The 18,018-nt window shown below is 62.0% G+C and carries 11 protein-coding genes; 2 read left to right on the forward strand and 9 right to left on the reverse strand.

Annotated elements, in window-relative coordinates:
- The first annotated feature begins 55 nt into the window (after positions 1 to 55).
- A complete protein-coding gene (gene alaS / locus OG874_RS35660) occupies positions 56 to 2,728 on the forward strand; it encodes an alanine--tRNA ligase (RefSeq protein WP_330251441.1) in 2,673 nt (890 codons plus the stop codon).
- On the opposite strand, the gene OG874_RS44975 is transcribed toward alaS, so the two are convergent.
- From OG874_RS44975 to OG874_RS35695, 7 genes are all read right to left on the reverse strand, one after another.
- A complete protein-coding gene (locus OG874_RS44975) occupies positions 2,718 to 3,419 on the reverse strand; it encodes an HAD family hydrolase (protein ID WP_442943179.1) in 702 nt (233 codons plus the stop codon). The two genes, alaS and OG874_RS44975, sit on opposite strands and share 11 nt — an antisense overlap.
- Positions 3,407 to 3,949, reverse strand: a complete 543-nt coding sequence (locus tag OG874_RS35670) for an orotate phosphoribosyltransferase (RefSeq protein WP_330251443.1) — start codon at positions 3,947 to 3,949, stop codon at positions 3,407 to 3,409. Before OG874_RS35670 ends, OG874_RS44975 begins: the two co-directional genes overlap by 13 nt.
- The gene (locus OG874_RS35675) at positions 3,946 to 4,551 is read right to left on the reverse strand and encodes an LOG family protein (RefSeq protein ID WP_330251444.1); all 606 of its coding nucleotides are present in this window, start codon (positions 4,549 to 4,551) and stop codon (positions 3,946 to 3,948) included. Before OG874_RS35675 ends, OG874_RS35670 begins: the two co-directional genes overlap by 4 nt.
- Positions 4,548 to 5,474: a hypothetical protein gene (locus OG874_RS35680; RefSeq protein WP_330251445.1), complete on the reverse strand. Its 927-nt coding sequence runs from the start codon at positions 5,472 to 5,474 to the stop codon at positions 4,548 to 4,550. Before OG874_RS35680 ends, OG874_RS35675 begins: the two co-directional genes overlap by 4 nt.
- A complete protein-coding gene (locus OG874_RS35685; protein WP_330251446.1) occupies positions 5,414 to 6,283 on the reverse strand; it encodes an aspartyl/asparaginyl beta-hydroxylase domain-containing protein in 870 nt (289 codons plus the stop codon). The genes OG874_RS35680 and OG874_RS35685 overlap by 61 nt, the downstream gene beginning before the upstream one ends.
- Before the next feature lie 401 nt (positions 6,284 to 6,684).
- On the reverse strand, positions 6,685 to 12,771 hold the full coding sequence (locus tag OG874_RS35690; RefSeq protein WP_330251447.1) for a helicase-related protein: 6,087 nt from the start codon (positions 12,769 to 12,771) through the stop codon (positions 6,685 to 6,687).
- Positions 12,772 to 13,058: 287 nt separating this feature from the next.
- On the reverse strand, positions 13,059 to 13,658 hold the full coding sequence (locus tag OG874_RS35695) for a hypothetical protein (protein ID WP_330251448.1): 600 nt from the start codon (positions 13,656 to 13,658) through the stop codon (positions 13,059 to 13,061).
- A gap of 655 nt (positions 13,659 to 14,313) precedes the next feature.
- On the opposite strand from OG874_RS35695, the gene OG874_RS35700 reads away from it, so the two are divergent.
- A complete protein-coding gene (locus OG874_RS35700; protein WP_330251449.1) occupies positions 14,314 to 14,733 on the forward strand; it encodes a hypothetical protein in 420 nt (139 codons plus the stop codon).
- Between the two features lie 635 nt (positions 14,734 to 15,368).
- On the opposite strand, the gene OG874_RS35705 is transcribed toward OG874_RS35700, so the two are convergent.
- Both OG874_RS35705 and OG874_RS35710 read right to left on the reverse strand, forming a co-directional pair.
- Positions 15,369 to 16,160, reverse strand: a complete 792-nt coding sequence (locus OG874_RS35705; protein ID WP_330251450.1) for a DUF4913 domain-containing protein — start codon at positions 16,158 to 16,160, stop codon at positions 15,369 to 15,371.
- Positions 16,157 to 17,992 carry a type IV secretory system conjugative DNA transfer family protein gene (locus tag OG874_RS35710; protein WP_330251451.1) on the reverse strand — a complete coding sequence of 612 codons (1,836 nt, stop codon included), beginning with the start codon at positions 17,990 to 17,992 and terminating at the stop codon, positions 16,157 to 16,159. Before OG874_RS35710 ends, OG874_RS35705 begins: the two co-directional genes overlap by 4 nt.
- Between the last annotated feature and the right edge of the window lie 26 nt (positions 17,993 to 18,018).

Genomic DNA, 18,018 nt, shown 5'->3' on the forward strand with positions numbered 1-18,018 from the left:
GTTCACTCCCTGTTCGAGAGCAGCCCACCCCTAACAAACCATCTGGAAGGCGTCCATGTACTCGGCCGAAATCAGTAGCCGCGCCCTTCGATTCTTCGAGAACCGGGGTCACACGGTGGTGCCCTCAGCATCGCTCATCGCTGACGACCCGACGCTGCTGTTGATCAACGCAGGCATGGCGCCGTTCAAGCCGTACTTCCTCGGCGACGTACCGCCGCCCTTCGAGCGCGCGACGAGCCTGCAAAAGTGCGTGCGGACCGTCGATATCGAAGAGGTCGGCAAGACCAGCAGGCACGGTTCGTTCTTCCAGATGTTCGGCAACTTCTCCTTCGGCGACTACTTCAAAGAGAAGGCCATACCGTACGCGTGGGAGTTCCTGACGGGCTCGGTCACCGACGGTGGCCTCGGCCTAGATGCCGAGAGGCTGTGGGCGACGGTCTACACAGATGATGACGAGGCCGAGCAGATCTGGCGCAATGAGATCGGGGTGCCAGCCGAACGGATCCAGCGGTTGGGTATGGCCGAGAACTTCTGGTCAATGGGTGTGCCCGGCCCGTGTGGCCCATGCTCGGAAATCTGCTATGACCGTGGTCCTGAGTTCGGGCGCGATGGTGGCCCGATCGCCAACGACGAGCGCTATCTCGAAATCTGGAACCTCGTGTTCATGCAGAACATCCGGGGTGAAGGCCCAGCCAAGGAGGGGTACCCGATCCTCGGGGACCTTCCGTCGAAGAACATCGACACCGGGTTCGGCCTCGAGCGTATGGCAGCGCTGCTGCAAGATGTGCCGACGATTTTCGACATCGATACAACGCGCAAGATCCTCGACCTCGCGGCGGAGCTCAGTGGCGCGAAATATGGTGCGAACACCAAAACCGACGTGTCACTGCGCGTGGTAGCAGACCACATTCTGACCAGCGTCATGCTGATCGGTGACGGAGTCACTCCTGCTAATGACGGCCGCGGCTACATATTGCGTCGCATCCTTCGTCGCGCCGTACGGATGATGCGTCTACTCGGCTCGAATGATCCGGTCGTGCATGAACTCGTCGCCCGGACCGTTGAGGTGATGAGCCCCCAGTACCCTGAGTTGGCGGGCGAACAGAAACGCATCGACCGCATCGCCGTCGCCGAGGAGTCGGCCTTCGCGCAGACGCTGAAGGCCGGCACTTCGATCTTCGATCTCGCCGCCGCCGAGGTCCGCAAGAGCAGTAGCCTGATCCTTCCCGGTGACAAAGCGTTCCAGCTTCATGACACCTACGGGTTCCCGATCGACTTGACCCTGGAGATGGCCGCGGAAGCGGGTCTCTCGGTCGACGAGGCCGGATTCCGGAAGCTGATGGAGGAGCAGCGCGCGCGGGCGAAAGCCGATGCGAAGGCTCGCAAGATGGGCGCTCAAGGTGAGACCGGCGTGTACCGCGAGCTGCTTGCCCTCGGCGCAACCGAATTCACCGGCTACGAACACCTGGAGTCCGAGGCGACAGTCCGCGGGCTCCTTCGTGACGGTGAGCGAATCCGCGCCGCGAGCGAAGGCGACATCATCGAGGTCGTGCTCGACCGCACACCGCTCTACGCGGAGTCCGGTGGTCAGGAAAGTGATGCGGGAACTCTCGTCGCCGACGGCACCGAATTGGAGATCCTCGACGTGCAGAAGGTCGCCCGCAAACTGTGGGTACACCAAGCGCGGGTAGTGCGTGGCGAGGTGACAGAGGGCCAGAACGTCTTGGCGAAGGTCGATCCCGAATGGCGGATCGGCGCACGCCAGGCCCACTCCGGCACACACATCGTCCACGCGGCATTGCGGCAAGTACTCGGCCCGACCGCTCTGCAAAGCGGCTCGTACAACAAGCCGGGCTACCTTCGCCTGGACTTCTCCTGGACGGGCGGTCTGTCACCGGAAACGCGCAGCGAGATCGAGGAGGTCTCGAACCTTGCCGTGCGGCGCGATCTGCCGGTCGCTGTGGAGTACATGACCCTGCCGAAGGCCCGCGAGATGGGCGCCCTCGCGCTGTTCGGCGAGACGTACGACGAAGAGGTTCGCGTCGTCGAGATCGGCGGTCCCTGGTCGGTAGAACTGTGCGGTGGAACCCATGTCGCGCACTCTTCGCAAATCGGACCGTTGACGGTCATCGGCGAGTCGTCCATCGGGTCGGGGGTCCGGCGCGTCGAGGCATACGTCGGCATCGAGGCGTACCGCTTCCTCGCAAAAGAACGTGCGCTCGCGGTCAAGGTCTCCGAGATCCTGCAAGTCCCGATGCCGGAGATAGGCGATCGAGTCTCCGGGTTGATCAAGCAGTTGCGGGATGCGGAGAAGGAGATAGCGCGGTTCCGCGCTATTCATCTCAAACAGCTCGCAGGCGAATTCGTCAAGCAGGCATCAACTATCAACGGTGTAACCGTTGTCGCCGAGCATCTTTCAGAGCCAGCCACTAGCGACGAACTCCGCACGGTCGCCATCGGAGTCAGGGATCGTTTCGGCGACCGGCCTGCCGCTGTCGTCGTGACCGCGCTCGCGAACGACAAACCGATCGTCGTATCGGCAGTCAACGAGCAGGGCCGAGAACGTGGGCTTAAGGCTGGCGACCTGGTACGCGCGGCGTCCAAGGTCTTGAAAGGCGGCGGCGGAGGCAAGCCCGACATCGCCCAAGGAGGCGGCACCGACCCCCTCGCAACCGCAGATGCGTTGCAGGAGGTCCGCCGTGTGATCGGACAGACCGTCAGCCCGTGATGTAAGACGAGATCGGTCGGCCACCGACGTGCGCAAGGATGTCGGGGCCGACCTGATCCGGTTGAGTGAGCACTATGTCTGCGCCAGCGCGGTGCAGAACAGCCGTGCCGGTGAATCCCCATCCAGCACCAACGGTCAGTACTCCGGCCGCGCGGCCTGCGGCAACATCGGTGGGGGTGTCGCCGACGAAGAACGCGCGCTCAGGTCCTACTCCAAGGTTGGTGCACGCTGCGAGGACTCCGTCCGGTGCAGGTTTGGGCGCGGCGTCTTCATGCGCGATCACGACGTCGACCAATTCGGCCACCGAGGCAGGCAGGAGGAAGGCGAGACGGCTTCGCGACTGCGCGGTGATGATTCCGAGTCCGGCACCTCGTTCCGCAAGTGCAGCCATCCCCGCTACGACTGCGTCGAAGACTCGAACCTTTCCAATCGCAGTGGACAGCGCTTCGTCGAACTGATCGCGATACACCTGGCGTGCATCCGTAACACCAAGCGCTACAAGGGCATCCACGGGCGGAAGCGCCACGCAGTGGTCAAGCGTTGCCGGATCCACGACGGCACCCAGCCACCCAGAGGCGAGTGCTCGGAGCGCGTCCTTGGTCGCCGAACGTGAATCGATAATGACGCCGTCGAGGTCGAATAGGGCTGCGTACTCGTAGGTGTAATTCCGATGCCGCACTAGCCTGCACACCGCGAGTCGGCACCGAAGAGGAGTGATGGCGTGAGCAGTGAGCGCAATTCGATTCCATTCTCTGCGAGCTGATCACGTCCGCCGAGGTCACGATCGAGGACACAGATGGCCGTTGACACGGTGGCGCCGACTCGGCGCAGAACCTCGGCGGCTCTCAATATCTGCGAGCCTGTACGCACGACATCGTCGACAACGACAACCTGGCTGCCAGCGACAGCGGCTGCCTCGATCTGGCGCCGGGTGCCGTACGCCTTTGGTTCGGGCCGGATAAATCCTGCACGGACTCCGGTCGCAGCCGAGAGGGCGACAGTCAACGGCACCCCACCCAACGCGACCCCTACAACGACCTCGGTGTTTCGTGGGATCTCACGCACCATGGCGTGGGCGACCTCACGCAACAACGCCGGGTCGGCTGCCAGAAGATACTCGTCGAAATACTCGTCGAGAACTTCCCCGGACGGCAGAGTGAACACACCCTGCTGGACTGCGGCACTGCGGATACGCGCCACTAGGCTGGCGGACAGCATCATCGACGTCCGGTTGTCACTGCCGAATCTGCATTGTGATCAGCAAATCCGGGACCCGCTACCAGTCCCGATAGCGCGTCGCGGAATGCCGCCAGGTCGGGAATCTCCCTCATGAATCCGAGCGGTCGCGTTGGTGTCTCGAACAACCAGCGCTCCGATCTCAGAAATGCCGACAACCGCAAAGCGGTTGCGCCGGTCAGCCAGACTGGCACCGGGCGGATGTTGCCCGCGTACCACAGCGCGGCGGTCAGCTCGTGTAGCGTTCCGACGCCACCGCCCATTGCGATCACCAAATCTGTGTCATCGAGGAACTGGTGCAGCCGGTCGCCCATCCGTGGCAGGCGAATTGCGCTTGAAACGTAGGGGTTGAACTCGCCCCAGTTTACGTCGGTCAGCGTCACGGCAAGGATGCGTCCACCGGCACTCGCGGCCCCGCGCGCCGCGTCTTCCATCAACCCGTTGTAGCCACCGTGCTGCAGGGCGAACCCGGCATGTGCGATCGCTTGTCCGACATCGCGAGCAAGTGCCTGTTCTTGATCGGATGCGGGCACTACTCCACCGAAAAATGTTGCGGTCAAACAGTTCTCGCGCGACTTGAGGGTCATGGTAGCTCCAAGTAGTAGCGGTAAGCATCGATCGCATCCCGGAGACTGTCGACAGCCTCCGGCGCCACTCTCTCTGCGATGGCGAACACCCGATCCAGCCCTTCAGTCAGTGACGCGATGGTCGGAATCGCTGGCGCAGAGATGAGCGACATCAGATCGGAAAGACATTCTCGACCGATCGGAGTCGAGCCGATCTCCTCGCGTAACTGATACCAGCCCCAATACTGAGACGTGGACGCCAAGGCGGTCTTGATAAGGTTCTTCGCGGCCGTGTTGAACAGGAACGCTTCGGAGTAGGCAATGAACTCCTGACCACGCGCGATCCGTTTGCGCATCAGGTATCCGATAACCAGTGCCTCGATCAGCATGTCTTCGCAGGAACGCGGCTGGCCCAGCGTGCGTGCGACGAACGGTGCGACACCGGGGTCCTTTTCATACACCGCGTCTGGATCACGGAGGAAGATTGACTGACAGACCGTCTGCTCCTGGACCCGAGCGATGCCGCTGGCAGGTGCGACGTACAGGTCGAATTGCTGAAGATGTCCGGCCCAGCCGACGAGATATACATAACCGAGCCCACCCATATCTCCGACGATAGTGTCGAGCCAACCCGGAAGGATGCCCCCCAGATCCGCGGACACCAACGGGTCGAGAACGGAAATGAACTCGACGAACCAACGATCATCGACTCCGATGACGAAATCGACATCGGACAACCGATCAGCGGTCCCCCGGGCGAGGGATCCCCGGACCAGCAGATGCGTCACCGCGTCGCTTCTGGTGAACACCTCGGTGGCATGTTCTAGCAAATCGAACTGCTCCGGCCGGTTCGCCGCGGCAAGCTCGTTCAGGACTGGTCGACTCACGCAGGCTGCCCCTCTGACTGCGGCAATCCCAGCAGGATCGTCTTGTTCGACCGCCACTGGTCGGCCTCGGCCGGGCGATCGAGCGAGTCATACAATGACGCAATCATGTCGTACACGAGCCCTTCAGGAACCGCACGCTCGTAGAACAACCGCAGAAGGAACTTCTCCGCCGACTGCTGATAGCCCAAACGCGCCAGCGACTGCGCCTTCACGTACCACCGGTCCAACTCGACTTGAGTCGCCACGGGCAGCTGGACCACATCATCGTCGCTGAGCCATTCATTCGCGGTCGCTTCGACAAGCCGATCATCGCTATAGCAGTCCAGGATCAGGTGATAGCGATCCGGGCCAAGCAGGTTGCACGCCCCGTGCACGTGGGTCGGCGCGAGCCTCCAGATGCGACCAGGGCGCAATCGAATCTTGGCTCCTCCCGTGACAAGAGCAGCTGAGCTATTTGTCATCAATGGGACATGCAGCCGGTGACGCTCGAGCTCATCGAGCTCGTCATAGTCGCGGTGCTCCCACAGAAACGAGTTCGGCTCCAGACGGGCAAGACGCACCCACATGTAGCGTAAACCCAACGACGACAAGAACTTTCGAGTCACAGGCATTCGCTGCAGCAACGCTGTCTCCACCGGTGCGCAATCCTTGATCTTCACATCGGCCGGTTCCCCCGAATCGTTCAACAGGGAAAGTGTCGACCATCCGCCGGACTGGTATTGCGCATACTCGGCGACCCACTCGCCCTCCTGCGGCACAGTCACGGCCTCGTGCCGGAGTCGCTCTAGCAGGTGCGTATCGATCCGTTCCAGGCACGCAATCTGCCTGAGCAACACCCGATCGTCCACAGTTGCTGTCGGCAGCATACAAACCCACCTCTTCATCCCCGGCCCCGCTGCGAGGCACACCGAAGTACATCAGACCCATCCGACAAGAACGCCACTGTTCGTAACCTGCCAGCCCGCCGCAAGTCATGCCCCGTTCGAACTGAATCATCCGAGGGTACTGGTAGAGGCGTCCCGAGTGAAACGAATTTTCCAATGCCGCAACCGTTTTCGAGAGAGGCTTGACTATACAACGCCCCCGCCCGCGTGCCGCACCCAGATAGCCCGATACTGCCGCCGAGACATCGGCCCGCGGACACGCACTCTTTGATCCGACGCGCGGCAACTATGCCACTGCCGCCTGACAGCCCGTGCGCGGACGCTCATGAAGTTCCCGCAGTCAACCACGGCGCCAACGGCCCGAGACTCCGCGTGACTTGAAACTAGTCGTATCCGAGTTCCGCTGGGTTGTGGCCGAGTTCGACTGCTTGAACTGTGCCGGTCCGGTCCGCGCTGGATTCAATTGCCGACGCCTTCGCACCGACCGGGCCTGTTGCCGCCTCGACCAGCGCCAACGTGCGGTCGAACTCAGCGCCGGAATTGATGAGCTGGGCGTCGTCCGCTCGGTTGGCAAGTTGTTTGAGCTTGGCCGCTTCAGCTCGCTGGGCCAATACTTCGCGGATCTCGTCGGGAGTCTCAACGCCGAGTTGGCGACACAAACCGGGTGTGGCATTGAGCATCAGACTCCAACCGCTGTCCCGACCCTTCGCTTCGAGTCGTTGCTGATGCGCGATCCGCGCCGCCAAAGCTTCGGGACTGGTTGCTTCGTTGCGTAGGTCACGTTCGAGTTGATCGAGCTCGGTGTACAGCGCAGCGAGTTCGCCGCTACGGTCGAACCCCTCGGGCTCCATCGTTTGAAGATCCGCGAGTCTTGCGCTGTCGAGTTCGAGGTCGAGCTTGCGCATCTCGAGGGCGTGCGGCAGTTCTGTAACCATGTTCTCGATCCGCGACATGATGCCGGACGCGAGCCGAGCTTGGTCGGCGGCTTGTTCGTCTGTTGTCATTTGGAGTGTCTTCTGAGCGTCGATGTAGAGCTTCTCGCGCTCGATTGCTCGCGGAGGCGTCGGTATTCCAGCGGGTTTGATATAGAGCAGGGATTGCTCGGTGCTGTAACGCACTTCGATCTGGAATCCTTTGATTGTGGCGACGGTCAGCGCTTCATCGAGGCTTTTTCGTTGCAACTCCCCGATGCTAGCTCGCAGGATATCCACCAAGGCTTTGGATGCTTCTGGGCGCTTGTGGAACTGTTGACCGTTGATGACATACGGGAGTGGTCGCTCGGATTCGGTCCTGCTCTCGAGTTGGTCGACGGCGGTTTGGATTGCCTTGATGGCGGCTCGGTGGCGCGGGATGGCGGTTCCGAGTGCCGCGACTTCGCGTTCTCTGCTGCGGTTCGCGGCGAAGTACTGGTCTTGCTCGGCTTGCAGGTTGGCGACCGCGGAGTCCATCTCGACTTTGCGGACGTGGCGGTTATCTCCTGTTGCGATTGCTTTAATTGCGGCGGCGTTTTCGGCGAGATCGTCGGTGTCGATGTCCTTGACACGGCGCACACTGCGGTCTGCGTGCTTCAGCTGCTCGATGAAGTGCGCCTTGCGTTGCAGGATTTGCCACATGATGGTGTCGAATGTTCTTTCAGCGACGTAGCAGAAGACATTCACCTTTGTGTTTTGGTTGTGCTGCCGAATGATTCGGCCTTCTCGCTGTTGCAAGTCCGCGGGCCGCCATGGGACGTCTACGTGATGTAATGCGGTAGCTCTCGTTTGGATGTTGGTACCGGTCCCCATTTTTTCGGTTGAGCCGAGGATTACCGACACCTTGCCGTTTTTGCATTCGTCGAATAGGACCTGCTTGGCGGCGGCCGAGGGGTAGTCGTGGATGAACCGGATTGCGCTGGCATCCATTCCGCCAGAGACGAGTTCATCCTTGATGGCTTGGTAGATGGTCCACTGGTCGGTGTTCTTGGGGGTGGACCGGTCGCAGAAGACGATCTGGAGTCCACCGGGGGTAGGTGAGGGTTCGCCGAGGGAGTCGAGGTAGGTGTTGTGCTTAGTTTCGGCGTGGACGGCAAGGATGTTCTGGGCGACGATGCGGGCACGCCCCCCGTTGCCGGGTGGATCCAGATGTGCGGCCCGTGGATCCAGAGTCACGTTGCGGCCGTCGGTGCTGATCTTGAGCAGATTGTCCAGATCTGGCCTTCTGGGGTCGAGGCCGTCGGCGCGGAATCCGAGATCTTGGATGAAATCGAGGACTTCTTGCTCAGGCTCATAGGCGACGACCTGGCGTTCCCCGCCTTCGAGTTCGGGCAGGTTGGCGGGGATCTGATCGCGGCCGACAAAATCTGTGAAGGTCGATGTCATGGCGATGAGGTCGCCGGTGTTAATGAATTCTCCGACTCGCGTGCGCGAGACCAGGCGCGTGCCGGCGGTGTTGAGTTCGACTCGGGTGACGGTGTCGGTGAAGGTGCTTCCCCAGGCGTCGAGGTGTTCGACTTGGGAGTGTTCGAGCAGGTCTGGGCGCAGGTATTTCGTCATCACGAACAACTCGGACAGCGAGTTTGCGACAGGAGTGCCGGTGGCGAAGGTGGCGACTCGTTCGATGTAGGTGTCTGCGGGGATGCCTGCGATTTCAGCTTCGCGGCGGCGTTTGGTGCGTAGGTAGGACAGTTTCAGCAGCATGTCCAGTGCCTGTTGGGAGCCTGGCATACATGCCAATTCCATGACATTGGATTCGCGTTCCAGGTTCTTGAAGTTGTGCGCCTCGTCGATGAAGAGGTAGTCGCAACCCCCGTCCTCGAACCCGAATCCTCCTGTGTCGCGGCTAGTTTCACTGAGCGCACGCTTCAGACGTTGTTTCGCGTTGGCGAGTTTGATTTCGAGCTCTTTGACCGAATCGCGGTCGGTCAGGTGCGATCGTCCGGCTTCCAGGGTGTCGATCTGGGCTTGAATGAACTGTGCCGAAGTCTGTCCGGAGACGTTCATCCGCGTGAACGCCGACATCGGGACGATGACGATGTCCCATTCTTGGGCTGCGGACTGCGCTAGGAGCCGTCGCCTGGAATCGGAGTCGGTTGCCGCGGCGCCGGAGAGCACTCGTGCGCCGGGATACCACTGGTTGGCTTCGCGAGTGACCTGGTCGACAATGTGGTTGGGCACGACAATCCAGGGCTGGCGTGCCAGTTTGAGCCGTTTGAGCTCCATCGCCCCCATGAGCATGGTGCCTGTTTTTCCGGCACCGACAACATGGTCCAAGAGAACTGTTGGCGTGCTGCAGATCCGGCGCACTGCGTTGCGCTGGTAGTCGTAAGGGACGAATGTGGCACCCAATCCGGGCAGGGTCAGGTACGACCCGTCGAACTCCGGCGCGACGTACGAGTTGAATAGGTCGTTGTAGCGGTCGAGCAGTTTCTCGCGCCGTGCGGGGTCTCGGTCGAGCGCCCACGCACAGAACTCGTCGTTCAAGCGCTTGGCTTGGTTCTGGGCCATCCTGGTGGCGCGCGTGTGGATGTGGTCCCCACCGCCGGTTGCCGCGAAGTAGGCCCCGGACTTGTTGACCGTGATCGAACGTGAGTTACATATGTCCCGCAGCAGATCTATGTGCGAGGGTGCCTTGGCGACCCCGGAGCCTTCGATGCCACGGCGTTCGGCGTCAGGATCATCGAAGTTGTAGCGGCTGCGCTGGTCGAGCCATTTCTTCGGCCGCAACCCCCATTTTTCTACGTCGGCTTCCCAGCCGCTGTACTTGGGAACGTTGATGATCCAACTGCCATCGACGCGGGAAACGCTGACGTGCTGGCCGACGTCGAGGTCGAAGGTGTCGCGGATGAACTGGACGTAGTCGGCCGGGTCGACCCACACCGCGCCGAGCCGAATATCGACGTCAGTTTTCCGTTCGGGCACGACCGCAGCCAGGGCCTTGACGTTGACTGCGTACCGCGGATTGGATTCTGCCGCGCGGGTGGCAGCGGCCAGCTTGCGACGGACGTTGCCCGACAGATAAATCGGGGCATCAATCCAGAGGTCGGGATCCTCGACAGACTCGAACGCCAGTGCCGAATTGACGAGTTGCTGTTCGGCCTCGCCGACGGTGACGCCGAGCAAGCCCGCGATCCGCCTGATGTCGATGCCGTTGGATTCGTCCAGGCTCGCCGCAACGGCATCGTCGACGGTGTCGACTCGTTCGGGCGGCTTCGGCGCGGCCGAAACGACATCGGCGGTGAAGATCGCGGCTTTGCTCGCCCTCCCGGTGTCATCGTCGAAGTTCTCGAGTGCGAACACGACACTGATCGTCGGATCGTTGCGCAGGATGCCTTCGAGGTGCGATTGCTTCTTGAACGGTTCGCGGGTCGGAGTCCACGCCTCGGTGGATAGCTGCTCGTAGATGTCGTCCGGGACCGGACCGGGATACGGCTTGGTCTTACTGCCCTCAAGGATTCGCCATTTTTCGATTGCCTTGTCGAGACGGATTCGATGTTGTGGCTCGGTGACCGCAGGCGGGTGTATCCACTTGAAGCGGTTGATGAATCCTGACTGCGATAGATAGTTGTCGTAGCGGCGGTTGAGTTCGACGCGTAGCGCTTTGCGGTGTTCCGGCGCGAGTCCGTCGAGTTGAGCGCGGACCAACTGCGTCGCAACGTCGCGCAGTCCGAGCAGTGCTCGCCACTCCTGAGACTTCCGCTTTCCACGCACCACTGCTTCGGACCAGTCGTGCCCGTTGTAGACCTCGATGCGGTAGCGCTCGGTGTTCCAGCGCAAGGTGTCCACGGCGATGCCTTCGGACTGGTCGACCGGACGAACCAGGCCAGCACCGAACATCTCGGGTTGTGAGATGGCGGTGGATTCCGCTGTAGCGGTCAACCCACGATCTGCGGCGCGTGCCTGGTCAACGATGCGGGTGAGCCGCTGGGCCACGAGTTCGTAAAGCTCATCTCCAAGTGGCCCGTCGACACCGAGAATTTCGTTGCCGTAGGAGTCGGTCGATTTGATCGCAGCACCGAGTACGTGTTCGGGGTGGTCGGCGAAGTACCGGTTGGTGGGCATGGCAACTTCGGCGCCAGGATCATCGGGGTCGGGCACATAGATCTTGCCCCTGGTGAGGAAGCTGCGGGTGTCTTCACTGGGAGCACGGTTTTCCTCACGGACGCGGAATATGAGGATGTCGGTCACAACGTCGGTGCCTGCGACTCGGGCGTGTGCCCGGTTGGGTAGCCGGAGGGCTCCGATCAGATCAGCACGGTCGGCCATCAGCGTTCGGGCGCGTGTGTCCTCACCATCGGCGGTGTAAGCACTGGTGATCATCGCGACGTATCCGCCAACGCCGGTCAATCCAAGTGACTTGAGAATGAAATGGTTATGGATGCTCAGATTGGAGCCGTTGTGAGTCGGATCGTGGAGCCTGATCTTGCCGAAAGGAACGTTGCCGACGCTGGCCGCGAAGCTCTCTGATTCGACGAGAGTTTCTTCGAATCCCTCGTTGCGGATCTGTGCGCTGGGATAGAGAGCGGCGGCTACTCGCGCGGTGGTGGAGTCGAGTTCGACGCCGACCATGACCGCATCAGCCGGCGCATGGGCAAGGAAGTTGCCTGATCCGCAGCCTGGTTCGAGCACTCGCCCGTCGGTGAATCCGGCACGGATCAGCGCGTCCCACATTGCTTTCGCGATGCTGGGAGGGGTGTAGTGCGCGTTGGGCGTGGTGGCGCGTGCGCGTGCCCAATCGGCAGGACCAAGCAGTTCGCGAAGCTCGGTGCGCTCACCGTCCCACTCGGGTCGCTCGCGGTCAAAGACCTGCGGAACTGCGCCCCATCCGCTGTAGGCGGCGATCACCTTCTGTTCGTCGGCTGTCGCATAGCGTTCCTGCTCATCCAGGCGGTCCAGCAGCTCAATTGCCGCGATATTGGCTCGCACACGCTCTCGCGGCCCCGAAGGTACCCAGATTCTGGTATCGGCGACGAAGTCGACTGCATCGGGCCGCTCATCAGGGGCATCCGCACCGAGGTCCAACGTCTCGGTGCCGCGGACGACATTATCGGCCTCGTCGCCGGACTGCGGTTCTACGTCGATGGCGATGGGATCGGGCGAAGGCGATTCGTCCTGGGTAGCACCAGCCGTTTCGTCGCCGGTCTTGGGATCCGCGTGCGGTAGCGGGGACGTCGCCGCCGGTTGCGACAACTGTTCTGAGGGGCCAGATTCGGAATCAGTTGGTGGACTGTGCAGTTGGGACGGCGCGGCGGTCTCGATCTCGTCGACGCCGGGAAGGTCGAACAGACCCTGTGTGAGTTCGTCCTCGGGAGCGGTTGCAGCGCCTGGTTCGGCATTGCGATCGGTGATGACGATCGGGTGGGTAGCGACATCGGATTCGCTTCGAGCGGTCTCGCTCTCGGGCGGTGTCGGCTGCGCGGCGGGTGGCGTCGCGCCTTTAGGATCGCCGGGTTCGCCTGAGCGGGCTACCGGCTGGGGAGTGGTATCCGCTTCCACCGTAGGGGAACTCGACGCAGGAGGTCTGCGGCCCGGTTGACCGAGCTGGCGCAGCTCGGCGGATGTGGGCGGTAGTGGTGAACCACCAGGGTTGGCGGCGGTCGGATCAACAGGGCTTGCGCCATGGCTGTCGAACAGCGACTGCTGGTTGGGATCGAGCGCCTTACGGCGGGTACGCCGTGGCTGAGTCGCCGCTGACCGGCGACGGTTCGGTGCCTTTTTGGCCGCTGGTTGATGGACGACGACCTCACCGAAGAGGTCGTCGAACATCCCCAGTTGGCCGGGAGTTACGGCGCGAGCGCTCCGGGACCGTCCAGGGGCTGCCCGTCGGCCATCATCGCGGCTTCCAGCCTGAAGACCACCGTCGCCATCGCCGGGTCCTGTGGGCCGGTCGGGATCGTTGCGCCGTCCTCGTCCATCGACTGGAGCAGGTATGCCAGCATCACGCGCCACAGCGTCGATTTGGCCGGGAACCACTGATCGGTCAGTTTTTCCAGCTCGGGGGTCGGTTCGCTGCGACTCAGCGGATCCCGCCACCGCTCCGGCCCCCGATCGATCTCCAGGGCTTCCTGCGGCGTCGGATCGTCGGGTTCGGGCGGGATCTTCTCGTACAGATTCTGTTGGAGTACTTGCTCCGTGATGTGAAGGCGGGCGGTGTTGATCAGCGCCACTTTGGTTGGGTAGTCCGGTTCCTGTCCGTTGTGCTCGGCCTTCCACTGCGCGATCGTCGGTCCCTGGGCGGTGCCCATCCCCTGCTCGATCAATGCGCTGATTGTTTCCGTTTCCCGGTCGAGGAACCGATCGATCTCCTCGGCTGTCAGATCCGGCGGCAGACCGATCGAGCGAGTCCACACCGTCTCGATGTGCTGGCGAAGTTGCAGTGACATGACCGTCCTTGGTGTTATCCAGTAGTGCGAACAGGCCAGGGCCTTCATCAGGTCCACGGTCGGGACTATCAGCCGTCGCGTCGGCGGCCGAGTTTTCTTGTTCGACCCCCGTGCCGACCGCAGCTTCCAGAGTACGGTCGATCAGCAACTGCGCCAGTCGTGTTTCTCCCCCTGGCACGTCATGGATTCGATCGGCCAGCCGGTCCAGCGCAGTTTGGTAGACGCCGATGACAAGCGCCGTCGCCTCCGCCGCCGATTCGATATTCGATGGTGCGGTGCCGAGAACCTCGCGCAGGTCGGTACTGATCGTCTGGTAGGAGGCGATCAGGGACTCGAGCATCGCCGGGCGACGGTCCGAGGTGGAGTGTTCGGCAAAGACGGCTTCGATCCGTTCGATCGCGACTCTCGCTTGTGGGGGCACCGCCACGGGCGGGTGCTCGCTGGTCCACGTCGCATCGATCGCACGGAATGACCGATTGCGCGAGCCCTGTAAGTACGCCAGGAGCTGGCCTACCACGACCGTGTCGGTGAATGTTCCGGTCAGGAGGAGCTTGTGACTGGCGACAGCGGAGGGTTGGTGACCGTGGACAGTCACCGTTGACTCCCGCAAAGGGGGCCTGCGGGTGGCTTCGATGATCGCAGTATCGATCAGCCATTGACTTCGCTGCGGCGAGTATGTCGCAGTCACGATTCCGTCGTCGAATCCAGCGACAGGAGCTACGAATCGAATCACGAGGTCATCGGGTGTGGGTGTGCTGGTCTCGACCACACCCGCACCGGGAACGAGGCGATCGATGTATTCGGCGACGCGGCCGGCCGTGGCCTCAAGACTCCGGTGGTCTCGAGTTGCCTGCCACGACTCGATCTGGACGACTTGATGCCAGAATTCGGTGAGCGGTTCGGCGACATCCGGGTGGCCAGGCAGGTCGCTGATCCGGGCTTCCAGGCTATGCAGCAAGCGCGTGAGTTCGGCCATCTCCAATTGGCGAGCAACGTCGGTCTCAGGCACAGCGCCGGACCAGTACTCCGTGTCGGCGAGTACCGCACTGACCTCGCGGTGTGCCTCCAGGAGTGAATCGCGGCTACGTGCGGCGGTGAGCGCTGCGGTCCGTTCCTTGATCTCAGAATCGATCTGGTCGAGGGCGTCGCGGTCGGACAGATCGAGGTGGATTCCGGGACCTCGCAGCCGCGTGAGGTCGTTACGGCGGGAGAACGTCGCGCCGCCTTCGATGATCGTTAGTAGCTGGTCGAGAGGAAGCAGACCGTAAGGAACGTCGGATCTGGGGTTGATTAACAACGATTCGACCGCAGCCCGTGGGTCGGCTCTTTCGTTGCCGATGCCGCGGGCGACTTCACTTGCGGTCCATCCGCCCTGGCCATGACGGTCCAACTCGAATCGAATATGAATGGGGCGGTATGTGGCCTCCGTCGCTGGCGCGGTTAGCATCCTGCCCGCAGCACTATCTATGAAGCTGCGCAATACTTCTCGGGCGCGGTACTCGGGATCGAACGCCAGCTGGACCTCATCGGCCACGCGGTCGGCGATCTGCTCCAGGCTCTCGCCGCCGTCGGCTTGCACGGCTACTGCATCGTCCGCAGTGGCTGGGGCGTCCGGCGTGGGTTGCATGTCGGGGTATGTGTTTGCGGGTGCAGCTGTGCCGGGTCGTGGGTACTCGTCGTCTGGCATGGTCTTCTCCAGCACCTATCGGCTCATGCGCTACGCCGGTTCCGGAAGTCGGGGCCGAAACCCGCATCGGTTGGCAGATGGGGTGTGGTGAACCAGCCCAGCGGAATTCGTCGAGCGGGCAGTGTCGGGATGGCGACGTGCCGGTCTGGTGTGCACCGCCACATCGGCCCGGAAGCGGCGTCCATCATGACGCGCAGATGCGGGTCCAGATGATGCAGGAACCATGCCGACATCGCCGATCCGTCCTTGCTCAATCGGCTTGCCTCCCAAGCGGAATGGAGGAATGCCATCCGGCATGAGACCTCGGTATGCAACCACCATTGCGCGCAGAACGTAAACGTTCCCTCACGATTGCCCGACGACAACTTCCGAGCCACGCGTGGCGCCAGCCAGTCTTCGAACCACAGGTAGTGGAATCGGTAGTGCGCGTCGGCGACGGACGTGGTGGGGGTCGGAGGAAACGATCCGTCAGGTACAGGCTGGAACGGCAGTGTCGGGATGGCGACGTGCCGGTCTGGTGTGCACCGCCACATCGGCCCGGAAGCGGCGTCCATCATGACGCGCAGATGCGGGTCCAGATGATGCAGGAACCATGCCGACATCGCCGATCCGTCCTTGCTCAATCGGCTTGCCTCCCAAGCGGAATGGAGGAATGCCATCCGGCATGAGACCTCGGTATGCAACCACCATTGCGCGCAGAACGTAAACGTTCCCTCACGATTGCCCGACGACAACTTCCGAGCGATCTGTGGGACCAGCCAGCTTTCGAACCATGTCGGGTGGGTTGGATATTTGTTCTGGGCAGGTGTGGTCACGGCTGGGTTCCGTTCTGGCTGTCACCGTTCTTGGCGATCGTGGGCGCATCAGGGGCGGGTGTTCCCGCATACAGAGCGAGTGATTGTTCGACGAGCCCGCGGTGCGGCGTTTCCCACCACGGCACCTGGACGATGAGGATCGGTTTATTGCGGGGGTATCGGACGATCGCGCGTTCACCGTCGAGTGCGGCGAGATCGGATTCGTCTAAAATCGACTCGCTCCGCCAGCTGTAGGACGTGTCGGAATTGCCATGGCCGATTCGGCGGGACCGATCAGCAACGTCGTGGTGCCCGACCAACGCGACCCAGTCACGCAGATAGTCGATATCGCCGACGCCGCCACCGTAGATTTGCACGGACTGGTTGAGCATTGTCTTCAGCCCGTCGAGTCCCCACAGCTTTTTGCCTTGTTCGAGCACTTGAAGGAAGGTAAAGAGCAGAATTCCTTGGCCGCCGGCGTAGCTGTAGTAGGACGGCAATTCCGCGATCTTTGCGCAATTCGCGGCTTCGTCGAGGATCGCGAACATCGGCACTGCGAGGCGGCCGTCAGGTCTGCGGCTGGCAGTGCGTCGTCCGGCTTGAATAATCTGTCCAACAAGTGCTGTCGTGAGCGGAGTAGAGGAAGCGGGGCCTTCCATGCTCAGCGCATACAGACTGTCGTGGCTGGTCACGAAGGCGAGTGGATCGAATTCGGGTAGTTCGTGGGTGACGGGCAGTTGCTCGACGTTGATTACGATCTTGTCGGGTTGATCGATATTGCCGCTGACAGCGATGCGTTTACGGCTCGGCGGTGTGACGACCTTGGCGTAAATCCGTATGGTGAGCACATCGAGGAATCGCCTCGCCATGTCGAATAGCCCATCACGTTGCCGTGAGGTCACTGATTGAATGTCGCGAATGCGTTGTGCTGCAATATCATGCCCATGCTTGTACAGGATCAGCTGGGGGGTGTCGTCTTGGTCACGACCCAGCCATTCCAGGACATGCAGCAAGTCACCCCCGACGCATGCGGATGCCAAGATATAGAGCGCGGCCAGTTTCTGGGCTCCCCCATCGAAGTAGGAGTCGACTCGGCTGTCATTGTCTCGGGAAGCGGAGACAAAAAAGGAGATCAGCTCGAGCGCGCCATCGAGTTCGGTGATGTACCGCAAGGGATTCCACCAGAATCCGAGCGCGTATTGTCCCGCGGCGGCTTGCAGATCGAGAAGCCAGACGTGGCCCCGCTGTTCGCGTCCATAGCGAGTGTGTTCCAGTAGGTCCGGTTTGTTGGCGGTGGCGACCATCGGGCCTGGAGCTTCCAGCACCCAAGGAATCGCCCACGCCGTTGTTTTGCCAGAGCGGGTTCCGGCAACGACCGTCACGCCCATTTCCAACGGGGCAAAAAGGTCCACGCCTGCGTCAACCGTCGCACCGATACGCGCTCCCTTGGTTTGGGCATCATCGGGCGCGTCTTTCATCAGTCTCGCCGCGGACTCTCCACGGGCACCGACGAGATTCTGTGAGCGCTGCATAGTGCGAGCGACTGCATCGATCTCCGGTCGTGACCGAACGAATTTCCGGGCGTACCAACCGCCGACTCCGATGGGGATGGCGATCGCGATGGCGACGACGGTGGACTGCCATGGCCACGGTCGCCGTCCCTTGGCCACTTCCGCCAGCGCTTCGGCCGGATTGCCTCGTACCGGTATGCTGGCCCACCAGCTGCCCAGTGCCAACGCCGCCCACAACGCCAGCGTCAGGCCGATCAGGCCGCAAACCACCGACAGCTCAAGGCTCTCCTCCGACAGGCCGCTCTTCTTGCGTCGCCGAATCTTTCGCGAAGCCGTCACCATGACGACCACTCCGAGGCTGGTTGGCC

Source organism: Nocardia sp. NBC_00565 (genome assembly GCF_036345915.1).
Lineage (GTDB): Bacteria > Actinomycetota > Actinomycetes > Mycobacteriales > Mycobacteriaceae > Nocardia.

Coding starts and splice junctions, on each gene's coding strand:
- OG874_RS35695 (WP_330251448.1), bottom strand. CDS start 13,658: ATGTCACTGCAACTTCGCCAGCACATCGAGACGGTGTGGACTCGCTCG.
- alaS (WP_330251441.1), top strand. CDS start 56: ATGTACTCGGCCGAAATCAGTAGCCGCGCCCTTCGATTCTTCGAGAAC.
- OG874_RS35670 (WP_330251443.1), bottom strand. CDS start 3,949: ATGATGCTGTCCGCCAGCCTAGTGGCGCGTATCCGCAGTGCCGCAGTC.
- OG874_RS35710 (WP_330251451.1), bottom strand. CDS start 17,992: ATGGTGACGGCTTCGCGAAAGATTCGGCGACGCAAGAAGAGCGGCCTG.
- OG874_RS35685 (WP_330251446.1), bottom strand. CDS start 6,283: ATGCTGCCGACAGCAACTGTGGACGATCGGGTGTTGCTCAGGCAGATT.
- OG874_RS35675 (WP_330251444.1), bottom strand. CDS start 4,551: ATGACCCTCAAGTCGCGCGAGAACTGTTTGACCGCAACATTTTTCGGT.